This window comes from Paraprevotella xylaniphila YIT 11841, assembly GCF_000205165.1.
GTDB classification, from domain to species: Bacteria; Bacteroidota; Bacteroidia; order Bacteroidales; family Bacteroidaceae; genus Paraprevotella; species Paraprevotella xylaniphila.
In genome coordinates, this window is record NZ_GL883812.1 from 26747 (window position 1) to 43984 (window position 17238).

The following is a 17238-nucleotide window of genomic DNA, read 5'->3' on the forward strand; positions in this document are numbered from 1 at the left end:
CCGTTATGGCGGAAGTCAGCGGACAGTCTCTGTCTTTATTTCCCGTTTTGCCCCGTTCGGATGCCAGAATGATAAAATCCCGATGTGGGAGAATCATTTATTTGCAGTCAAATCCCACTCTGGGTGTGTATGGACGAAGGAGGAGGGGGCAGAATGTCAAATTGCCAGGATATGGCATTTTGCCAGAAAAACGCTATCTTTGCCGTAATAAAGACCAAAGGTTGCGGATATGAGGATAGCAGTATTGATTTCAGGCGGAGTGGACAGCGCAGTGGCCGTCCATCGGATTTGCGAAATGGGATATAAGCCGGATTTGTTTTATATTAAGATAGGAATGGAGGGCGAAGGGCTGAGCTGTACGGCCGAGGAGGACATAGAGCTTTCTACGGCTACGGCACGCCGTTACGGCCTGCACCTTGAGGTGGTGGACCTGCAAAAGCAATATTGGGAACTTGTGGTGGGCTACGCCATGGAGCGTGCCCGGCGGGGACTGACCCCGAATCCGGACGTGATGTGCAACAAGCTTATCAAATTCGGATGCTTTGAACAGGAGGTGGGACACCGGTACGACAAAATCGCCACGGGACATTATGCCACGGTACGCGAGCGGGACGGTAAGATATGGCTGGGTACGGCACGCGACCCCGTGAAAGACCAGACGGACTTTCTGGCGCAGATTGACAGCTTGCAGGTGGCAAAGCTGATGTTTCCTGTGGGCGACCTGATGAAAGAAGAGGTGAGGCGCATTGCGGAAACGCAGCGTCTGCCATCGGCCAAACGCAGGGACAGTCAGGGCATCTGTTTCTTGGGACAGATAGATTATAATGATTTCGTACGCCGTTTCTTGGGCGAACGGGAAGGGGCGGTAGTGGAAATCGAAACCGGACGTCGCATTGGTACTCACAAAGGGTATTGGTTCCATACCATTGGCCAACGCAAGGGCTTGGGGTTAGGGGGCGGACCTTGGTTTGTGGTGAAGAAGGATGTGGAGCAAAACATTCTTTACGTGTCTCATGGTTATGACACGCTTTTGCAGTATGGACATAGTTTTAATCTGAAGGACTTCCATTTCATTACGGGAAACCCGTGGGGCGACGCGCCGGAAGTGGATGTCACCTTCAAGACGCGCCACCAGCCCCATTTCATGAAAGGCCGCCTGTATCGCGCAGGGCACGGCTACCGGTTGGAAAGTCCCGAAAGGATACAGGGGATAGCTCCCGGACAGTTCGGTGTAGTGTATGATGCGGCGGCAGAGATTTGCATCGGGAGCGGCGAAATAGGGGTTTAGCCCCTTTGTTGTCCGGTATTCTTTCGGGGCTTCCGGCTATATGAGCGGGAGGGTCACGAACCGGGTTTCCGGATATTCCTTCTCCAGTAAATGGCGGATGTAGCTTTCCGTGTCGCGCCGGATGATGTCGTCTTTCTCTTCGGGGTATAGGTTGTACACGACCGTGTGCAGCCGGATATTCCGGCGTGCGATGGCTTCCAGACTCAATAAGGTATGGTTGATGCTTCCCAATTTGCCGGAGGTGACGAAAATAAGCGGGTAATGGTGACGGGCGATGTAGTCGATGGTCAGCAAATCACGGGTGAGGGGCACCATCAGGCCGCCCGCTCCTTCCAACAAGACCGCATCGTAGGTCTCACTGAGCCGTTGCGTGGCACGTTCTATCTTGTCGAAATCCACCGGACGTTTGTCTATCTCGGCCGCCAGATGCGGAGAGCAGGGATAGCTGAAAATTTCGGGCATGGTCAGTCCTTCGGCATCCTCGGGCAGCAGTCCCGTACCCATGATGCAGCGGTGCAGTTCGATGTCTTCCGAAAGTCCGGTATTACCCGTTTGGATAAGTTTTTGCGTAATCGTACGGATGCCTTGTCCGTTCCATGATTTGGCCAGATAGCCGGTGGCATAACTCTTGCCAATGTTGGTATCGATGCCACTTACGAAAAATACGTTTTCTTTCATTGTTCTTGTTTTTTGCAAATCATATAAATAGGGTGGTAAGTCAGGGAGACCGTTCCGTCCGGTGCGGCATATTGCCGGTGGTAGCGTCGGCAGAAGTCTTCCAGTTGTCCTTTGGTCCATTTCCGGTTCCGTATGCCCGTCACGCCGGTGGCCTGCAAGTGTTTCAGCACATCCAAGGGTGAGGGGAATGTGAAATGCAGGATTTCTTCCCGGCTGTACACGATTTGGTATACGCCCGAAAGCATCCGGCGCAGTTCCTCTAATGAGCGGTAGGGCAACGCTTCGGAAGTGAGCGAGGCCACTTCCCTTACGTTCTGTGGGCCGAAAGTGCTGAAGGCCAGATAGCCTTCCGTCTTCAGCAAGTCCTTGCATTGGCAGAGGAACCGTTCGGGATGCTCGAACCATTGTATGGCCGAGCATGAAACGATTAAGTCCTGTCCCTTGGGGAAAGGCAGAGGCTCTGCGTCGCAGGCCCGGAATTGGAATCGGGGAGTGTCCGGCAGTCCGGACAGGTAAGGCTCCACTTCCGGGCAGATGTCGTTCAGGAGCAAGCTTCCGGGACGGGCATCACGGAGATATTCACGGGTGAACAGCCCTGTCCCGCATCCGATTTCAAGCACGTTCCAACCGTTGCTGTCGGGGATGTGGTTTTTGATGGCCCCGGCCATGTGCCGGGCCACGTGTCTTTGCATTTCGGCTTGTCGGTCGTAGCTGCCGGCAGCTTTCGCAAAACGTTGCCGTATCAATGCCTTGTCCATTCTTCCCCCTTTCCTTCAAGCAGACGGCTGAACAGCGGTGTATCGTAGTGTTCGGCTTCTGTTTCCATGATTTCTGTTCCTTGCCATGCCTTGTGTTGGTTGCGTGGCGGAAATATTTTGTCCCGGTTTCCTATGATGGCTTTGTCCCAGGTGAAGGAAGGGGCTGCACATGTGGTTATTACCTGTGCCAGTGCGGCCAGTTCTTCGCGGAGCTCTTCCGCCGTACGGGTGGGGGCATGGGACAGGAATTCTTCCGTTTGTCCGGAAGAGCCGCACATCCTGCGGCGGAAACGTGCTAACGTGTCTTCCGAGAAATGCTCCAATGTGCCTTTGAAAATCATTTCGGGGATTCCCTGCCGGTCGTCTATCGGGAAAGGCGTCCCGTTGACAGCCAGTTTCATTTGCCACGGAAAGGAACGCTCTGCGAAGACCCGGCTTGCCGCCCACACGCCCATCGACCATGCCAACAGTCTGATTTCTGTGTAGCCCTTGATTGAGGCATAGTCGAAATCCAGTGTGCGGTAGTCGAAGCAAAGCAGGTAGTCATAACCTTCTTCCACGGGGCGTCGGAACAGGTTTTCTTCGCTTCCCCATCCGGCAAAAAACAACATGAGCCGGGGATTTCCTTCTTTCTTTATGAATGTTTGTTTCATTTTTGTTCTATCTTTAAAGTGTAGCCAATGTCGTGCAGAGACGGTCTGTCTCCTCGTCGGTCAATGCCGCGGTGAGTGAAAGGCGCAGGCGCGAAGTCCCTTCCGGCACGGTAGGTGGACGGACTGGCAGGACATAAAATCCTTTGCGTTGCATGTCTTCCGCTTTCAGGATGGTGTCGCGGCTTTCTCCTATTACCACGGGAATGATGTGACTCGAAGACGGGCAGGATTTGCCACTCTCTTGTATCGCTTGCCGCACGTGGAGCGAATGTTTGGCGAGCCGGTCGCGGCGCTCGCCCCACGTGTCCAGGCGGGACAGCACGAACTTTGTCCACGCGGTATTGAAGGGAGGCAAGGCTGTGGTAAAGATCAATGTACGCATGCGGTTGACCAGATACTCCCTTATCGTTTGGCTGCACACCACGTATGCCCCTACTGAGGCCAGTGCTTTGCCGAACGTGCCGCACAGAAAGTCTATGTCCTTCAGGCAGCCTTGTTCTTCGGCTATTCCCAGTCCCTTTTGTCCGCGTACTCCGACGGCATGTGCTTCGTCTACGTAAAGCATGACGTTGGGATATGTTTTTTTCAGCTCGGCCAAACGGGAGAGGGGGGCCACATCGCCGTCCATGCTGAAAATGCTTTCCGTCACGATGATGATTCTGGAAAAGTCATGACGGTGCTTTTCCAACAGGGCTTGCAGCTGCGTATAATCCTGATGACGGTAGCGGATGCATTTTGCAGCCGACAGGCGGATGCCGTCTATCAGACTGGCGTGTACCAATTTGTCGGCCAGTATCAGTGTGCTTGCGTCCGTCACGGCAGGCAATATGCCTGTATTCAGATGATAACCGCTGGAGAAGACCAGTGCCCCGTCCCGTCCGAACAATCCGGAAAGCATCTCTTCCAGTTCGTCGTGGACGGGAAAATTGCCTGTCAGCAAACGTGAGGAGGAAGCCGAGAGCAAGAAATCGCGTTCGGAAAGGCCTTTCATGAATTCATCGCGTAGTGACAAGTCGGAGGCCAGGCTCAGATAATCGTTGGATGACAAGTTCAACATGTCGGTATCGTTTCGTATCATCCATTTGTCCCGGTGCCCGGCTTGTGGCAGGTTTCGCAAGTTGCCTGAACGTTGCAAGGCTTCGAGCGTGTCGGTATATATTTTCTCCGGTGTTTCCATTTTCGGTGTGTGGTTTGTTACGGTTTATAATGGCTGCCTTTGTCTAGCGGGTATTTCTCTTACGATTTTCAAGAGTCCGCTTGTCAGTTTTGTCAGTTCCTCCGTCCGGATGACAAACGGAGGCATCACGTATACCAGCCGTCCGAACGGGCGTACCCATATTCCCTCTTCCACGAACCGGCGTTGCATCCATGCCATGTCCACGGGATGTTCCATTTCTATCACTCCGATGGCACCTAACACCCGTACGTCGGCCACTTGGGGCAGGTCGCGGGCCGGAGCCAGTTCCCTGCGGAGCTGACTTTCTATGCGTAGTACTTTTTCTTTCCATCCGTAAGACAGGAGTAGCCTGACGGAAGCGCAAGACACGGTGCAGGCCAACGGGTTGCCCATAAACGTAGGGCCGTGCATGAAGGTGTGCGGGGCGTGGGCTGAAATGCAGGTGGCTACCCGGTCAGTCGTCAGTACGGCGGAAAAAGTCAGGTAGCCGCCCGTCAGGGCTTTGCCGATGCACATGATGTCGGGTTCCACTCCGGCGTGTTCCCATGCAAACAGTTTTCCCGTCCGTCCGAAGCCGGTGGCTATTTCGTCGAAGATGAGCAGCAGGCCGTATGCCTTGCACAACTTTGCCGCCTCGCATAAATAGCGGGGATGGTAGAAACGCATCCCTCCTGCACCTTGTACGACGGGTTCCAGTATCAGTCCGGCCAGTTCGCTATGGTGCCGCTCTATGGTCTCGCGCAGCGGAAGTATGTCTTTTTCGTCCCATTCCCCGTCGAACCGGCATTGGGGAGCCGGGACGAAATGCCGTATGGGGAGGGCGGAGCCGAACAGGCTGTGCATGCCCGTAACGGGGTCGCATACCGACATGGCGTTCCATGTGTCGCCATGGTAACCGGAACGGATGGTCACGAAGTTGTTCTTTTCCGGCTTCCCGGCAGCATATTGGTATTGTGCGGCCATTTTCAATGCGACTTCCACGGCCACCGAACCGCTGTCGGCATAGAATATCTTTTGCATGGAAGGAGGGGCTATGTCCAATAGCAGTTTGCCCAGTTCGATGGCCGGTTCGTGTGTCAGTCCGCCAAACATGACATGGGACATGTTCCGCAACTGGTTTTCCACGGCACGGTTCAATACCGGGTGGTTGTATCCATGCACGGCGCACCACCACGACGACATGCCATCCACGAGTTCCGTGCCGTCTTCCAGCGTAATGACACAACCTTCCGCCCGTCTCACTTTGTAGGTTGGGAGCGGGTCAATCGTGGAGGTATAGGGGTGCCACAGGTGTTCCCGGTCGAAGTTGTCGGTAATCAGTTCATAATTCATAGCCCGTTTCTTTGATTCGTTTTACATCTTCTTCTACATTTGATCCTATCGTCGTAAGCAAGTCGCCTGCGATGGCCGAGTTTATTCCCGTGTACATGGCCCGGCGTACCGTTTCGTCGCCCAGTTGGGAGCGTCCTCCGGCAAACCTGAGATATGCGGAAGGGTTCGCAAAACGGAACAAGGCAATGGTGCGCAGGATTTCTTCTTCGCTCAACGGCGGTATGGCTTCGAGCGGTGTCCCTTTGATGGGGTGTAGCAGGTTCAATGGGATGGAAGGGATTTCCAATGCTTTGAGCGTGAAGGCCAGTTCCGCACGTTGCCGCATGTTTTCTCCCATTCCGATGATGCCTCCGCTGCATACTTCCATGCCCACCCGGCGGGCGGCACGTAAAGTTTCTATTTTCTCAGCTTGCGTATGGGTGGTACATAGTCGGGCAAAATAGGAAGGAGCTGTTTCTAAGTTGCAATGGTAGCGGCTTGCTCCTGCCTGGCGCAGTTTGCGTAACTGTTCTTCGGAGGCAAGCCCCAGTGAGACGCAAAGGCTGAGTCCGGTGGTTTCGCGCAGATACGAGAGATGTCCGCACCATGTGTCCACTTCCTGGTCTGTGGGGCGTTTTCCGCTGGCCACCAACGAGAACCGGCGTATGCCCGATTGCTCGTTGATACGCGCATGGCGCAGGCATTCCTCTTTCGGGACGATTCCGTAAGTTTCTATTCCGGTGGGGTGGTGTGCCGATTGCGCGCACCATTTGCAGTTTTCGGAACAACGTCCCGATTTGGCATTGATGATGGAACATAAATCGAATTTGCGCGAAGCATATTTCAACGTGATGCGGTGGGCGGCATCGCATAGGGCATCAAGGGGCGCCTTTTCTACCGTCCGGAGCACTTCTTCCGGTGCGAGGGCCTGGCCTTCATGCACTTTCTTTTCCAGTTCTTCAATCATAATAAACAAGTATAAAAAGAGCGGAGTGACGAAGAAAACCCATGAGCATCCCTATGGATGTGGTGAGGTTCTTTCGTCACTCCGGTTGTATGGATGACAAATAAATGAGAATACGTGGCAGTGGCTTCCGGGATATTCGTAAGCTTTATGGCCGCAGATAATCCGGACGCCGGAAAAAGAAAAAGGATGGACAATAGTTCCGGACTGCCTTCCGGTGGCTGTGCTTCTTCTTCCTTTTGTGTTCGGGTATCACTGCCTCTGCTTCCGTTTCCAAGGTTCATTGTGTTCTTGTCCTTGCTTAATGCGGAGTCAGCGATGCTTTTGCATACGCGTCCTATCGTGACGTGGCTATGCAGGCTTCTGAATATGGCATATCCTTTCCGGCTCCAGCAACGGAAACGGATGGTTTTCTCAGCGTTGTAGATGACAGTCTTGTGCATTCAAAAGTCCTTTAGCCATTGCAAAAGTATGAAAAAAAAGATGAACCCGGAACAAGCTAACGTAGAAATAGGTTAAAAAAGACATTAGTACGTACAGGCACGCATTCGGATTTGTTTTAAATCTGCTTGCGGTTCATGATGTCCACCCAGGCACTCACGACGGTGTCCGTTTCGAGGCGTTTGAACAGGTTCCGTTTGGTGGTTTTGATGGTGTTTACCGACTTGCATATCTGTTCGGCGATTTCTTTTTCAGTGTATCCTCTGGCAGACAAAAGCAGGATTTCACGTTCCGTCTCGCTCAATCCTTTTATTTTCTTTTTGTACCAATCGTGGCATAGCAGGTCGTATTTGTAATACGTATCGGTCTCCGTGTGCAGCATGAGGACGTGTCCGGGGGCTTTATGTGCCGAAGGTAATATGGTGCATATCGCAATCCAGACCTGGCCGTCCGGGGCAAGCGCAAACGGAGTGAGTTTGTGGTTTAAGAGTGTTTTTTTCCTGTTTCGGATAAGGTCTATGTCATAGGACAGGGTAAAGCTTTTCCTTTCACCGGCAGGGAATGTGTGGAATAGGCCAAGGCCTTTTTCGTGAATCTCCGAAAGCATGTCCCGTTCTTCTTCCGGGACATGTTTCAAGTACGTTTCATAACTGAAACCTTTGCTTCCGTCCGTTTTCTCCCCGCAAAGTCTGGCGATTTTGTCGGATACGTACAGGAAATCCCTTTTAAAGTAATCGATAATATAGATATATGTGGTACTTCCGAAAAATATCTTGAAAGCTTCTATAAGCGGCTTCGTTTTTTCGTATTCCTCCGGTGATATGTAAGGAATAAGATATGTGGATTTGGCCTTCATGGTTGTTTTGTTGAAATTAAGTTAATTACCACAAAGGTATAAAAATCCTTTTAATAGAATAATAAAAAAGCCGATAATTTTCACACTTTAGGGTGAAAATGGCCTTTGGAACTATAAAAATATCATTCACAAATTGGCGGAACGGAGTCAAATCACATACTTTGTGTAAAAAAATGCAAGGCTATGCAAAAACAAGAATGGAAAACAAATCTTAGGGCGTTGGTTGCAGGTGGTGCGGGTTTCGTAGGAAGCCATCTTTGCCGGAGGCTTCTTCAATCAGGTTATGGGGAAGTCATCTGTGTGGATAACTTGCAGACCGGCCGGATAGCCAATGTGGCAGATTTGTTATGCTCTCCGCATTTCAGGTTCTTTGAGCATGATATCGTAAATGGGTTGCCCGTATCCGGGGCATTGCATGAGATTTACCATTTGGCCTGTCCGGCTTCTCCTGTGCAATATCAAAAATCCCCGATACACACATTCAAGACTTCCGTCCTTGGCAGCATCCATCTTCTGGAACTGGCCAAAGAGAAAGGGGCAAGAATCCTGTTTACTTCCACCAGTGAAGTGTATGGCGATGCGCAAGTCTCTCCCCAAAACGAATCATATTGGGGCAATGTGAATCCTTTCGGTATCCGCAGTTGCTACGACGAAGGGAAACGAGGTGCCGAGACCTTGTTTCACGACTATCATGAAGAATACGGTGTAGATACACGTATCATTCGCATATTCAATACATACGGGCCACAGATGAGTGCGGAGGACGGTCGTGTAGTGTCCAATTTCATTGTGCAGGCACTTCGCGGCGAGCCTTTGACTATCCATGGCGACGGCACTCAGACACGTTCGTTCCAGTACGTGACAGATTTGATAGAGGCGATAGTCCGCACCATGCGGGACGGAGTGCCGCATGGCCCCATCAATGTCGGAAACCCTTACGAGATTTCGGTAAACGATTTGGCGGAACGGGTGTTACGCATGACCGGTTCCCGATCGCCTGTTGTGTATAAACCTCTTCCACAGGACGACCCCTGTCGACGGCGGCCAGACATTACATTGGCCGCATCCGTGTTGGACGGGTGGAAGCCGGTGGTGGGGTTGGATGAAGGTTTGTCGCAGACTATAGCCTATTTCCGTCAGAATATGAACCAGGTTGTATGAAGCAAGAATACGGTTGTTTGTTACTTAGTAAGTGTATGAAAGAAGAAATGGATAAAATCGCGGATTATTTGCTGTTACGGAGTGGTTATCTGCAAGAGCTTGGGCTGTTTCATGGCAAGATGGGCGTGGTGGTCGCGTTGTATCTGTATGCTGATGCTTATGGGGACGAGGTGATGCGCGAGTACGCATGGGAGTTGTTCCAACAAGTGTATGACGGGGTGCATACCGATATGCCGGTAGGTTTGGAACGCGGTTTGGCCGGTATCGGTTACGGCACGACGTTCCTCTGTAAACGCGGTTTGGTGGAATGTAGCTTGAATGACATCTTGGAAGACATAGACCGCAAGATTATGGAACGTGATCCGCGTAGGCTGACAGACATGTCTGTACGTTCAGGTTTGAGGGGATTGATGCTTTACCTTGGTCTGCGCCAAAGCGTGGAGGCTGTGACGACGTTCGACAGCCGGTATATGATGGAATTACAGGACACGGTGGAAAGGAACAACCTGTCTTGCCGGACGTTGGACTTCATGGATGTTTTGAACGAACCCACATTCCCAGAGGCGGAATATATCGAGAAGCCGTTAGGCATAGACGGGGGATGTGCTTATTATATATTAAAATCCATAGGGGTATGATGCACATATTCATTTTCAATAACGCGAGCCGTGCGGCCAATTATGGCATAGGCACTTACGTACGTTTGTTGGCAGACGGGCTTTTTGGACGTTCCGGCGTGAAAGTGTCTTTTGTGGACATGTTTTCGGATGTGAAAGAGTATTCGATAGCGGAAGACGAACGCGGATGCCGTCATTACAAGGTTCCGGCTTTGTTTTCGGGCATGGAGAATGAGCCTTATTGCCGCAATGTGTTTTATTTTTTAGCCAGGCATATCAAGGCGGAGGATGATGAACGGTTGGTGTTCCATTTCAACTATTTCCAGCATAAGCCGCTTGCCGCTTTGCTGAAAGGGCAATACTTTGATTGCCGGATTATTTTTACGGTACACTATTTAGGGTGGTGTTTCGAGTTGAAAGGTAACAAGACCCGTTTCCGTGAACTGATAGCCGAAGGGTATCAACCGAAAGATGACAAGGAAAGAGGCTTGTTGGCGGGCGTAGAAAACGAAAAAGAGTTTTTGCATTTGGCAGACGAGGTCATTGTCTTGTCAAAAGATACACAACAGATTCTGGCTGAAGGCTATGGCGTTTCTTCGGATAAGATGCACTTGGTTTATAATGGTTTGGGGGATGGTTTATGTTTCGACAAAGATAAAAATGTAGGAAATGGCCGCATAATTCTGTTTGTCGGTCGTTTGGACGAGATTAAAGGGTTGAACTATTTGATTCATGCGTTCAGGCATATTGCAGACAAATATGCGGATATCCGTTTGGTGGTTGCCGGGGACGGGGATTTTCAACTTTATTTGTCGCAGTGCAGGGATTTGCAAGGTCGTGTCTCCTTTTTAGGGAAAGTGTCAAGCAGTGAGGTGGAAGACGTTTATCGGTCTGCATATATCGGCGTAATGCCTTCTTTTCATGAACAATGCAGCTATACGGCTATTGAGATGATGCGTCATAAAATACCTTTGGTTGGCACGGATACAACGGGGTTGGCGGAGATGTTGGATGCCACACCGGAGTTGCGCGTATCCATCGATGAAGATAATATGATGGAGGAGGAGTTTACGGGGCGGCTTGTGTCTTGTCTGGATTTGTTGTTGTCGGACGTGGAGGCATACCAACGGGCGGCAGATGCCGTGGGCAAATTGTATGAAGACCGTTATAAGGTGCCGAATATGGTGCATGCCACGTGCTGTGTGATGGAAAGTTCATGGGACAGGCCGGATTATACCGTGTCGCCCGACTATCTGAAACATATAGATTCCCGTATGATACAGTTGATAAACCAATGTCCCGACATAGATACGGATTTTTACGGGATGGGAGGAATCGGCGTATATTTATGGAAAAGGGTGTTGGATTTATGTGACAGGAAAGAAGAGGATTTCCAAGCTTCCCTGATACTGGAACATTTGATATACTATATGGATTGGGTACAGGATGTGGCCGGTTCGGGTCCTTTGCCTGTGGAACTGTGGGCCATGATACGAAGTATGGGACAACACGGTTTTTATAAGACGTGCGTGTACGCTTTGCTCATGCGGCAACCCGGTCCGGATGCGCTTTTTCAGATGCCGTCAGATAGAGTTATAATACAAAATGCCTTAAAGATATGCAACTGCAAGATTTAAAATCACTGCTTACTTTTGTCTTTCCGGTACGTATCGACTGTGAAGAAAGATTAACTAATCTCCGTACTGTATTACGTCATTTCGAAGGCTTGGGGTGCCGTATGATTGTGTTGGAGGCCGATGCTGTGTCTGCCCTTGGAGATGAAGTTTGGCCTGATGTGGTGGAATACATTTTTGTAGAGGATGCTTCAAAGATTTTTCATCGCACACGGTATATCAATGAATTGCTGCGTATGGCCGAGACGAAAGTTGCAGCGGTTTTGGATACGGATGTGTTGGTCGATTATGCCCAGATTGATGAAGCGGTGCGACTTATTCTTGAAGGATGCACCCTCGCTTATCCCTATAATGGACAGTTTGCAATCCTTTCTGAACAAATGTCGGTACAAATGAGAAAGAAGCTAGATTTGGAGTATTTGTGCCATATGAAATTATGTTACTATTTTGGACGTAGATTTTTTGGAGGTGCTTATTTGGTAAATTGTCAGCAATATTTGCGGTGTGGAGGCGAGAATGAACGATTTGTAGGTTGGGGACCCGAAGATGCGGAGCGAATGCACCGTATAAAAATTCTTGGGTACAAGGTAGCATGGACTCAGAGTGGGCAACTGTATCATCTGTATCATCCCCGTGGCAATTCTGTCTATCGGTCAAAAGAAGATGCCAAATTCATGAGAGATGAGTTTATAAAGATTTGCTGTATGTCGTTGGATGAATTAAAATCATATATATCAAAATGAAGACTATTCTTGAATATTTCTTAGATGCTTTAGAGATTAACTATACGAAACATTTTACTAAAGTGCTATACCAAGAGCATCCGCATAAGTACAATATGTACGGTTTGAAGCAGATGTTAGATGTGTATTGTGTAAAAGCGTTAGGAGTATGCAGTGATACTAAGGATTTATACAGTTTGAACTATCCGTGCATTTTACATATTTATGGTGATTTTGTTATAGGATTGGACTGTGCTTCAGATACAATAACTTATTTGCAGCATGGTAAGAAGACAACAGTAAACCATGATATGTTCAAACGCATTTGGACAGGTAATGCTCTTGTAGTAGAAGAAACTACGGACGCAGTAGAGCCAAACTATGGGATGCATCAGCGAGACGAATTGATTTCAATGGTGAAAACATATAGTATTTCTATGATGTTGATATTAATTATCCTTATGGGTATAGTAAGTAATTGGGGTATTATAGTTCCTTTTGATATTTTACGCATAGTGTTAAGCTTGGTAGGTATCCTTGTCTGTGCTATGCTTATGGAGAAACAGTTGTTCGGAGTGAGTCATTATGGTGACAAAGTATGTAGTCTATTTCATCGTGCAGGTTGTAATAGTGTGCTTGATGGACCTATGGCGAAAGTATTTGGTATCAGTTGGAGTGAGGTCGGTTTGGGATATTTCATGGCCAACATATTGCTCCTGTCACTCATACCTGAAGCATCTGCATTCATAGCTGTCATTAATTGGGTAGCTATGCTCTATGGGGTATGGAGTATTTATTACCAATGGCGTGTGGCTAAAAGTTGGTGTGTGTTGTGCCTAATAGCTCAGGCTGTTATTTGGGCTATGGGAATAACAGCAATCATTTCATATTTGACAGTACCTTTTACTTTCGGCATCCTCTGTGGATTGTTGTCTTGTATGGTCTTTTCCATCAATATTTTGATTGTACACCAATATGCTTCGGCTTATGTAACAGAAAAGGAACGTGTACGTGCTGTGCAAAAGTATCGGGCTCTTAAAGCCAATAGTGATGTAGCTAAAGTACTCTTTGAAAAAAGTGATTTTTATGAGACTACACTCAATGATTCATCAATAATTTTCGGAAATCCAAAAGCAAAGGTGCGTGTGACGATACTGAGTAATCCTCATTGTAATCCTTGTGCATATATGCATACACAAGTAGAAAAATTGTTGGATATGAGTGAAAATAAAATCTGTGTACAATATATCTTTTCGTCATTTAACGAATCGTTGGAGGATAGCAGTAGGTATCTTATATCTTGTTACATGAATAATCGTAAAGATGAGGTGTTACGTAAATTTGCTCTTTGGTACAATAAAGAAAAGTTTGATTACGAGAGAGTTATTAAAAGGGATGAGGTGCATATACATACAGAAAAGGTTGAAATGGAAATGGAAAAGCATAGGATGTGGCGTAAGAAAACATCTTTAATTGAAACCCCGACAATCTTAGTAAATGGCTATAAACTTCCCAATGAATATGAATTGGTGGATTTGGCTATGATTGACAATTTGGTTATAACTGAAAAAATATCTTGTGAGATATCAATGGCCGAAGCACTACGCCATTGGGAGCAGAATAGCTAACTGCAGAATAGTCAGTGTGATTGTTTAACAAATAAATAACACAGTAATGAAAAAGCTTAAAAGATTTGTGTTAAATCCTTCATGTCATTCTCTGGATATAGGTGCAATGACTGGTATAGTGGGGGGATTTTCTGCAAGGTCTACTTCTTGTGGTACTTCTTGTGGTTCTTATCCTTCCATATATATCACCAATTGTAACGGAGACTGTTTTACTAAGGAAGGGCAATACGCAGTATGTGTTGGTCCGACTAGAGAAGAGTGGAAATATTGCGAATAAACGAATGGATTGGTGGCCATGGTCGCCAATCCTTTTCAAATTCATATTTGCATAATTTAGTCAAAGTACATATTGAAAATGCCTTTTTATATTCTGCTTCAAAATACATGTCATTTAATTGAATAAAATGAAAACTATACGAAAAACATAGTTTACTAATTAATTATATAAATAATATTATGTGGGGGGACAACTAATGACATTTTTTAAGAAAATAGTAATATTCGTGATTTTTAGCCAACTATTCAGCCTGAAAGGAGTAACACAGGGTATCATTGTTCAAGGAATAGTGCGAGATGCTTTTGACAACCGTGGACTTGAAAACGCACATGTGAAGATATTGAACAGCGATAGTAATGTTGTAGCTCTCGTTACAACTGAAATTCCGTATACAGTAATACATTCTGAAGGGGCGGTCAAAAAGAACAAAAATCCTAATAGCGGTGCCTTCTTTGAGTGTATAGTGCCAAAAAACGGGAGCTATACGGCTGTGGTCAGTATGATGGGATATAAGACAAAACGAGTGCTGTTTCATGTGCCCCAAGATTATGGAAAAAAGTTGGAAATAGGGGATATTTACCTTTTTCAAGAGCAGAAGGCTCTGGAAGAAGTGACAGTGGCAGCTACTAAATTAAAGATATATCATAGCGGGGATACGCTTGTCTATAATGCGGATGCCTTTGTATTGGACAAGCAAAATGTTCTGGAGGATCTCGTAAAAATGCTTCCTGGGGTGGAACTGCGTGATGGAAGGGTTTTTGCTAATGGACGATTTGTAGAAAGCATCATAATCAGTGGAAAAGATGTTATGCCAAGCGATCCCATGCAACTTATGAAAATGTTGCCAGCTTATATCGTAGACAAGTTAAAATTTTACGACCAACAAGGAGAAAAAAGCAAAACGATGGGTAAGGATATGCACGATGCCAGTTATGTGATGGATGTATATCTCAAGCGTGATTATCATGCAGCATGGCTTGGCAATGCACAAGCAGGAGGAGGAACACAAAAGCGTTGGGAGGGATTAGGCTTTATTATGCGTTTTGATGACAGGCAGTTCTTCACTATTAGTGCTGATGCCAACAACATAGGTCGAGAACGAGAAAATACAGATATTTGTACCATAGAAAGTGCATACGATGATAGAGACTTGACAAACCATCAATTGAACCTAAACTATTCTTATCATCCTACGGACAAATTACGTTTTGATGTAAACGGAGTTGCAAGAAGACAGGATACGGAATTTGGGGTTAAAGAAAAGCAGAAGTTGGATCTTTCTAATAGCACGGATATATATAAATTGTATAGTAAAACAAGTAATAAAATAAATGATTATTATAGAGGTGGAATGTCAATGACTCTACGTCCGCGTAAGGGGCTATATGGAAAACTCATGTATTCTTTCAAATATGGAAAAGATACAGAAGAAAGTAAAGGATACTCCATAACATCGTTGCGGGACATCAATATAAGTGATTCCGTATGGCTGCAAATTGGGCAAATGCAGGCAACAGTTCCTACAGGAATAACAAACATATATAAAGACAGCGTACTTTCTTTGCGTCATGCGTATGAGCATAAGGCTGAAACAGAATGGCACTTGGCATTGGGGGGCAATTTATTAAAATTTAAAATTGACTATGATATGCACGGGGATAATGGTAATATCAATCAACGATATATAAACAGAGTGTTTGAAGACGAAGAAACAGAAGCCAAACGCAAGAGCCTTCATGACACACAAATTAAAGATGTAGCCACGACTATGCAGTTGGAATACAATATCAACTACATCGAGGATAGTAGCAAGCGAGGAATACTGACACCATATTACACTTTTATACATAAGAAAGCACATGATTATCGTGAATTGGTTTTATTTGAGCCACAAAATGACGGATCGGAGGTAAGTCATATAGATGTGGATAATAGTAGAAGGATTAAAGAAAAATCAGAAACTCATACGTTAGGACTGTATTGGATTCATGAGATGCAACTGCATCGGAAGGGATGGGTTTGCTTCAATGGTCAAATGCCTATTCATATAAAGGATGTGAGTGTGCAGCTTATCCATGAGACGGCATCCAATCGACAACACAAGCAATATATACTTCTTTCGCCCACTTTAGAAATGAAATGGTATCCAAAAGCAGATGACAGAAAAGGAAGTATAACATCGTTGAATTTGAAAGGTTGGTGCAATCAGACGACTCCTAAAGAGATTTACCTGTTAAACCAGACTGATACCTCTGATCCATTAAATACTTATATGGGTAATCCAGAGTTGCGGAAACAAACAGATTTAGGGCTTTCATTGGGATTCCGCCATTACTTCGAACGTAACAAGCATAACACCTATGCCACATTCGGTAGCACAAATACGTGGAATGCCATAGCTATTCAGTCTATCTATGATAAACAAAATGGAACGAGGACTCTTATGCCCGTTAATGTAGATGGAAAGTATAATATTTCTTTAGAATGTGGCTATGGTATGCCGCTCGCTTCCAACCAAACCTGTTGGCTAAACTTGTCGGCTGGAGCCAACTACACACGCTGTGCCAATATGATGTTTGATAATAGTAACAACCAAGGATTTGACTATATGAAACTATATGGTTATCGTGTTAAAGCCAATCTTAGATGGAACAATACATCCCGAAACGTAGAAGTGGCTTACACTGTTGCATCCAATGGTAATGGCATTATTTCCAATGCGGATTCTAACGAAAAATTACAAGAACTCACTAATAGTTTATCTATAACTAGTCATTTGCCGGCAGGTATTAATGCCTCTGTAAATTGTAATTTTATCTCACGGTTTGGATTTGAAATGAAGACACTGAACAGGACATTTATATTCACCGATGCACATATTTCCAAATCAATTTATAAAGAAAAAGTAGAATTAAGCCTTAGTGCCATAGATATTTTCCATCAACGTAAACATGTACAATTTGTTATGAATGGAGAAGGGCACATTGAAACTATGGCCACTCAATATATACCGGCCTATGTCTTGGCAAGTATACGATTCAATTGGTCTCTTTCCTCTAAAAAGAAAAGGTAA

At 46.6% G+C, this 17238-nt stretch carries 13 protein-coding genes and 1 pseudogene; 7 read left to right on the plus strand and 7 right to left on the minus strand.

The features are described 5' to 3' along the window. Positions 1–229 precede the first annotated feature (229 nt). On the plus strand, positions 230–1288 hold the full coding sequence (gene mnmA / locus HMPREF9442_RS01280; RefSeq protein ID WP_008624431.1) for a tRNA 2-thiouridine(34) synthase MnmA: 1059 nt from the start codon (positions 230–232) through the stop codon (positions 1286–1288). Between the two features lie 36 nt (positions 1289–1324). On the opposite strand, the gene bioD is transcribed toward mnmA, so the two are convergent. From bioD to HMPREF9442_RS01320, 7 genes and pseudogenes are all read right to left on the minus strand, one after another. Further along, a complete protein-coding gene (gene bioD, locus HMPREF9442_RS01285) occupies positions 1325–1966 on the minus strand; it encodes a dethiobiotin synthase (RefSeq protein ID WP_008624434.1) in 642 nt (213 codons plus the stop codon). Then, positions 1963–2724: a malonyl-ACP O-methyltransferase BioC gene (gene bioC / locus HMPREF9442_RS01290; protein ID WP_008624436.1), complete on the minus strand. Its 762-nt coding sequence runs from the start codon at positions 2722–2724 to the stop codon at positions 1963–1965. The genes bioD and bioC overlap by 4 nt, the downstream gene beginning before the upstream one ends. Continuing rightward, positions 2709–3377: a DUF452 family protein gene (locus tag HMPREF9442_RS01295; protein WP_008624439.1), complete on the minus strand. Its 669-nt coding sequence runs from the start codon at positions 3375–3377 to the stop codon at positions 2709–2711. The genes bioC and HMPREF9442_RS01295 overlap by 16 nt, the downstream gene beginning before the upstream one ends. A 13-nt stretch (positions 3378–3390) precedes the next feature. Next, complete coding sequence (locus HMPREF9442_RS01300) at positions 3391–4554, minus strand: 8-amino-7-oxononanoate synthase (RefSeq protein ID WP_008624440.1); 1164 nt, start codon at positions 4552–4554, stop codon at positions 3391–3393. A 24-nt stretch (positions 4555–4578) separates the two neighbouring features. Continuing rightward, a pseudogene (gene bioA, locus HMPREF9442_RS16960) lies at positions 4579–6832 on the minus strand (adenosylmethionine--8-amino-7-oxononanoate transaminase). Beyond that, the gene (locus HMPREF9442_RS01315; protein ID WP_008624447.1) at positions 6829–7272 is read right to left on the minus strand and encodes a hypothetical protein; all 444 of its coding nucleotides are present in this window, start codon (positions 7270–7272) and stop codon (positions 6829–6831) included. The pseudogene bioA and the gene HMPREF9442_RS01315 overlap by 4 nt, the downstream one beginning before the upstream one ends. A 116-nt stretch (positions 7273–7388) precedes the next feature. Continuing rightward, positions 7389–8126: a helix-turn-helix domain-containing protein gene (locus HMPREF9442_RS01320; RefSeq protein ID WP_008624449.1), complete on the minus strand. Its 738-nt coding sequence runs from the start codon at positions 8124–8126 to the stop codon at positions 7389–7391. A 183-nt stretch (positions 8127–8309) separates the two neighbouring features. Here HMPREF9442_RS01320 and HMPREF9442_RS01325 point away from each other — a divergent pair, with 183 nt between their 5' ends. From HMPREF9442_RS01325 to HMPREF9442_RS01350, 6 genes are all read left to right on the plus strand, one after another. Further along, complete coding sequence (locus HMPREF9442_RS01325) at positions 8310–9287, plus strand: UDP-glucuronic acid decarboxylase family protein (protein WP_008624454.1); 978 nt, start codon at positions 8310–8312, stop codon at positions 9285–9287. A 35-nt stretch (positions 9288–9322) separates the two neighbouring features. Continuing rightward, positions 9323–9925, plus strand: coding sequence for a hypothetical protein (locus HMPREF9442_RS01330; RefSeq protein WP_040602458.1), 603 nt, complete (start codon positions 9323–9325; stop codon positions 9923–9925). Then, on the plus strand, positions 9922–11541 hold the full coding sequence (locus HMPREF9442_RS01335; protein ID WP_008624458.1) for a glycosyltransferase: 1620 nt from the start codon (positions 9922–9924) through the stop codon (positions 11539–11541). The genes HMPREF9442_RS01330 and HMPREF9442_RS01335 overlap by 4 nt, the downstream gene beginning before the upstream one ends. Continuing rightward, positions 11523–12281: a galactosyltransferase-related protein gene (locus HMPREF9442_RS01340; protein ID WP_008624462.1), complete on the plus strand. Its 759-nt coding sequence runs from the start codon at positions 11523–11525 to the stop codon at positions 12279–12281. The genes HMPREF9442_RS01335 and HMPREF9442_RS01340 overlap by 19 nt, the downstream gene beginning before the upstream one ends. Further along, positions 12278–13888: a vitamin K epoxide reductase family protein gene (locus HMPREF9442_RS01345; protein WP_008624464.1), complete on the plus strand. Its 1611-nt coding sequence runs from the start codon at positions 12278–12280 to the stop codon at positions 13886–13888. The genes HMPREF9442_RS01340 and HMPREF9442_RS01345 overlap by 4 nt, the downstream gene beginning before the upstream one ends. A gap of 458 nt (positions 13889–14346) precedes the next feature. Next, positions 14347–17238, plus strand: a complete 2892-nt coding sequence (locus tag HMPREF9442_RS01350) for a TonB-dependent receptor (protein WP_147639871.1) — start codon at positions 14347–14349, stop codon at positions 17236–17238.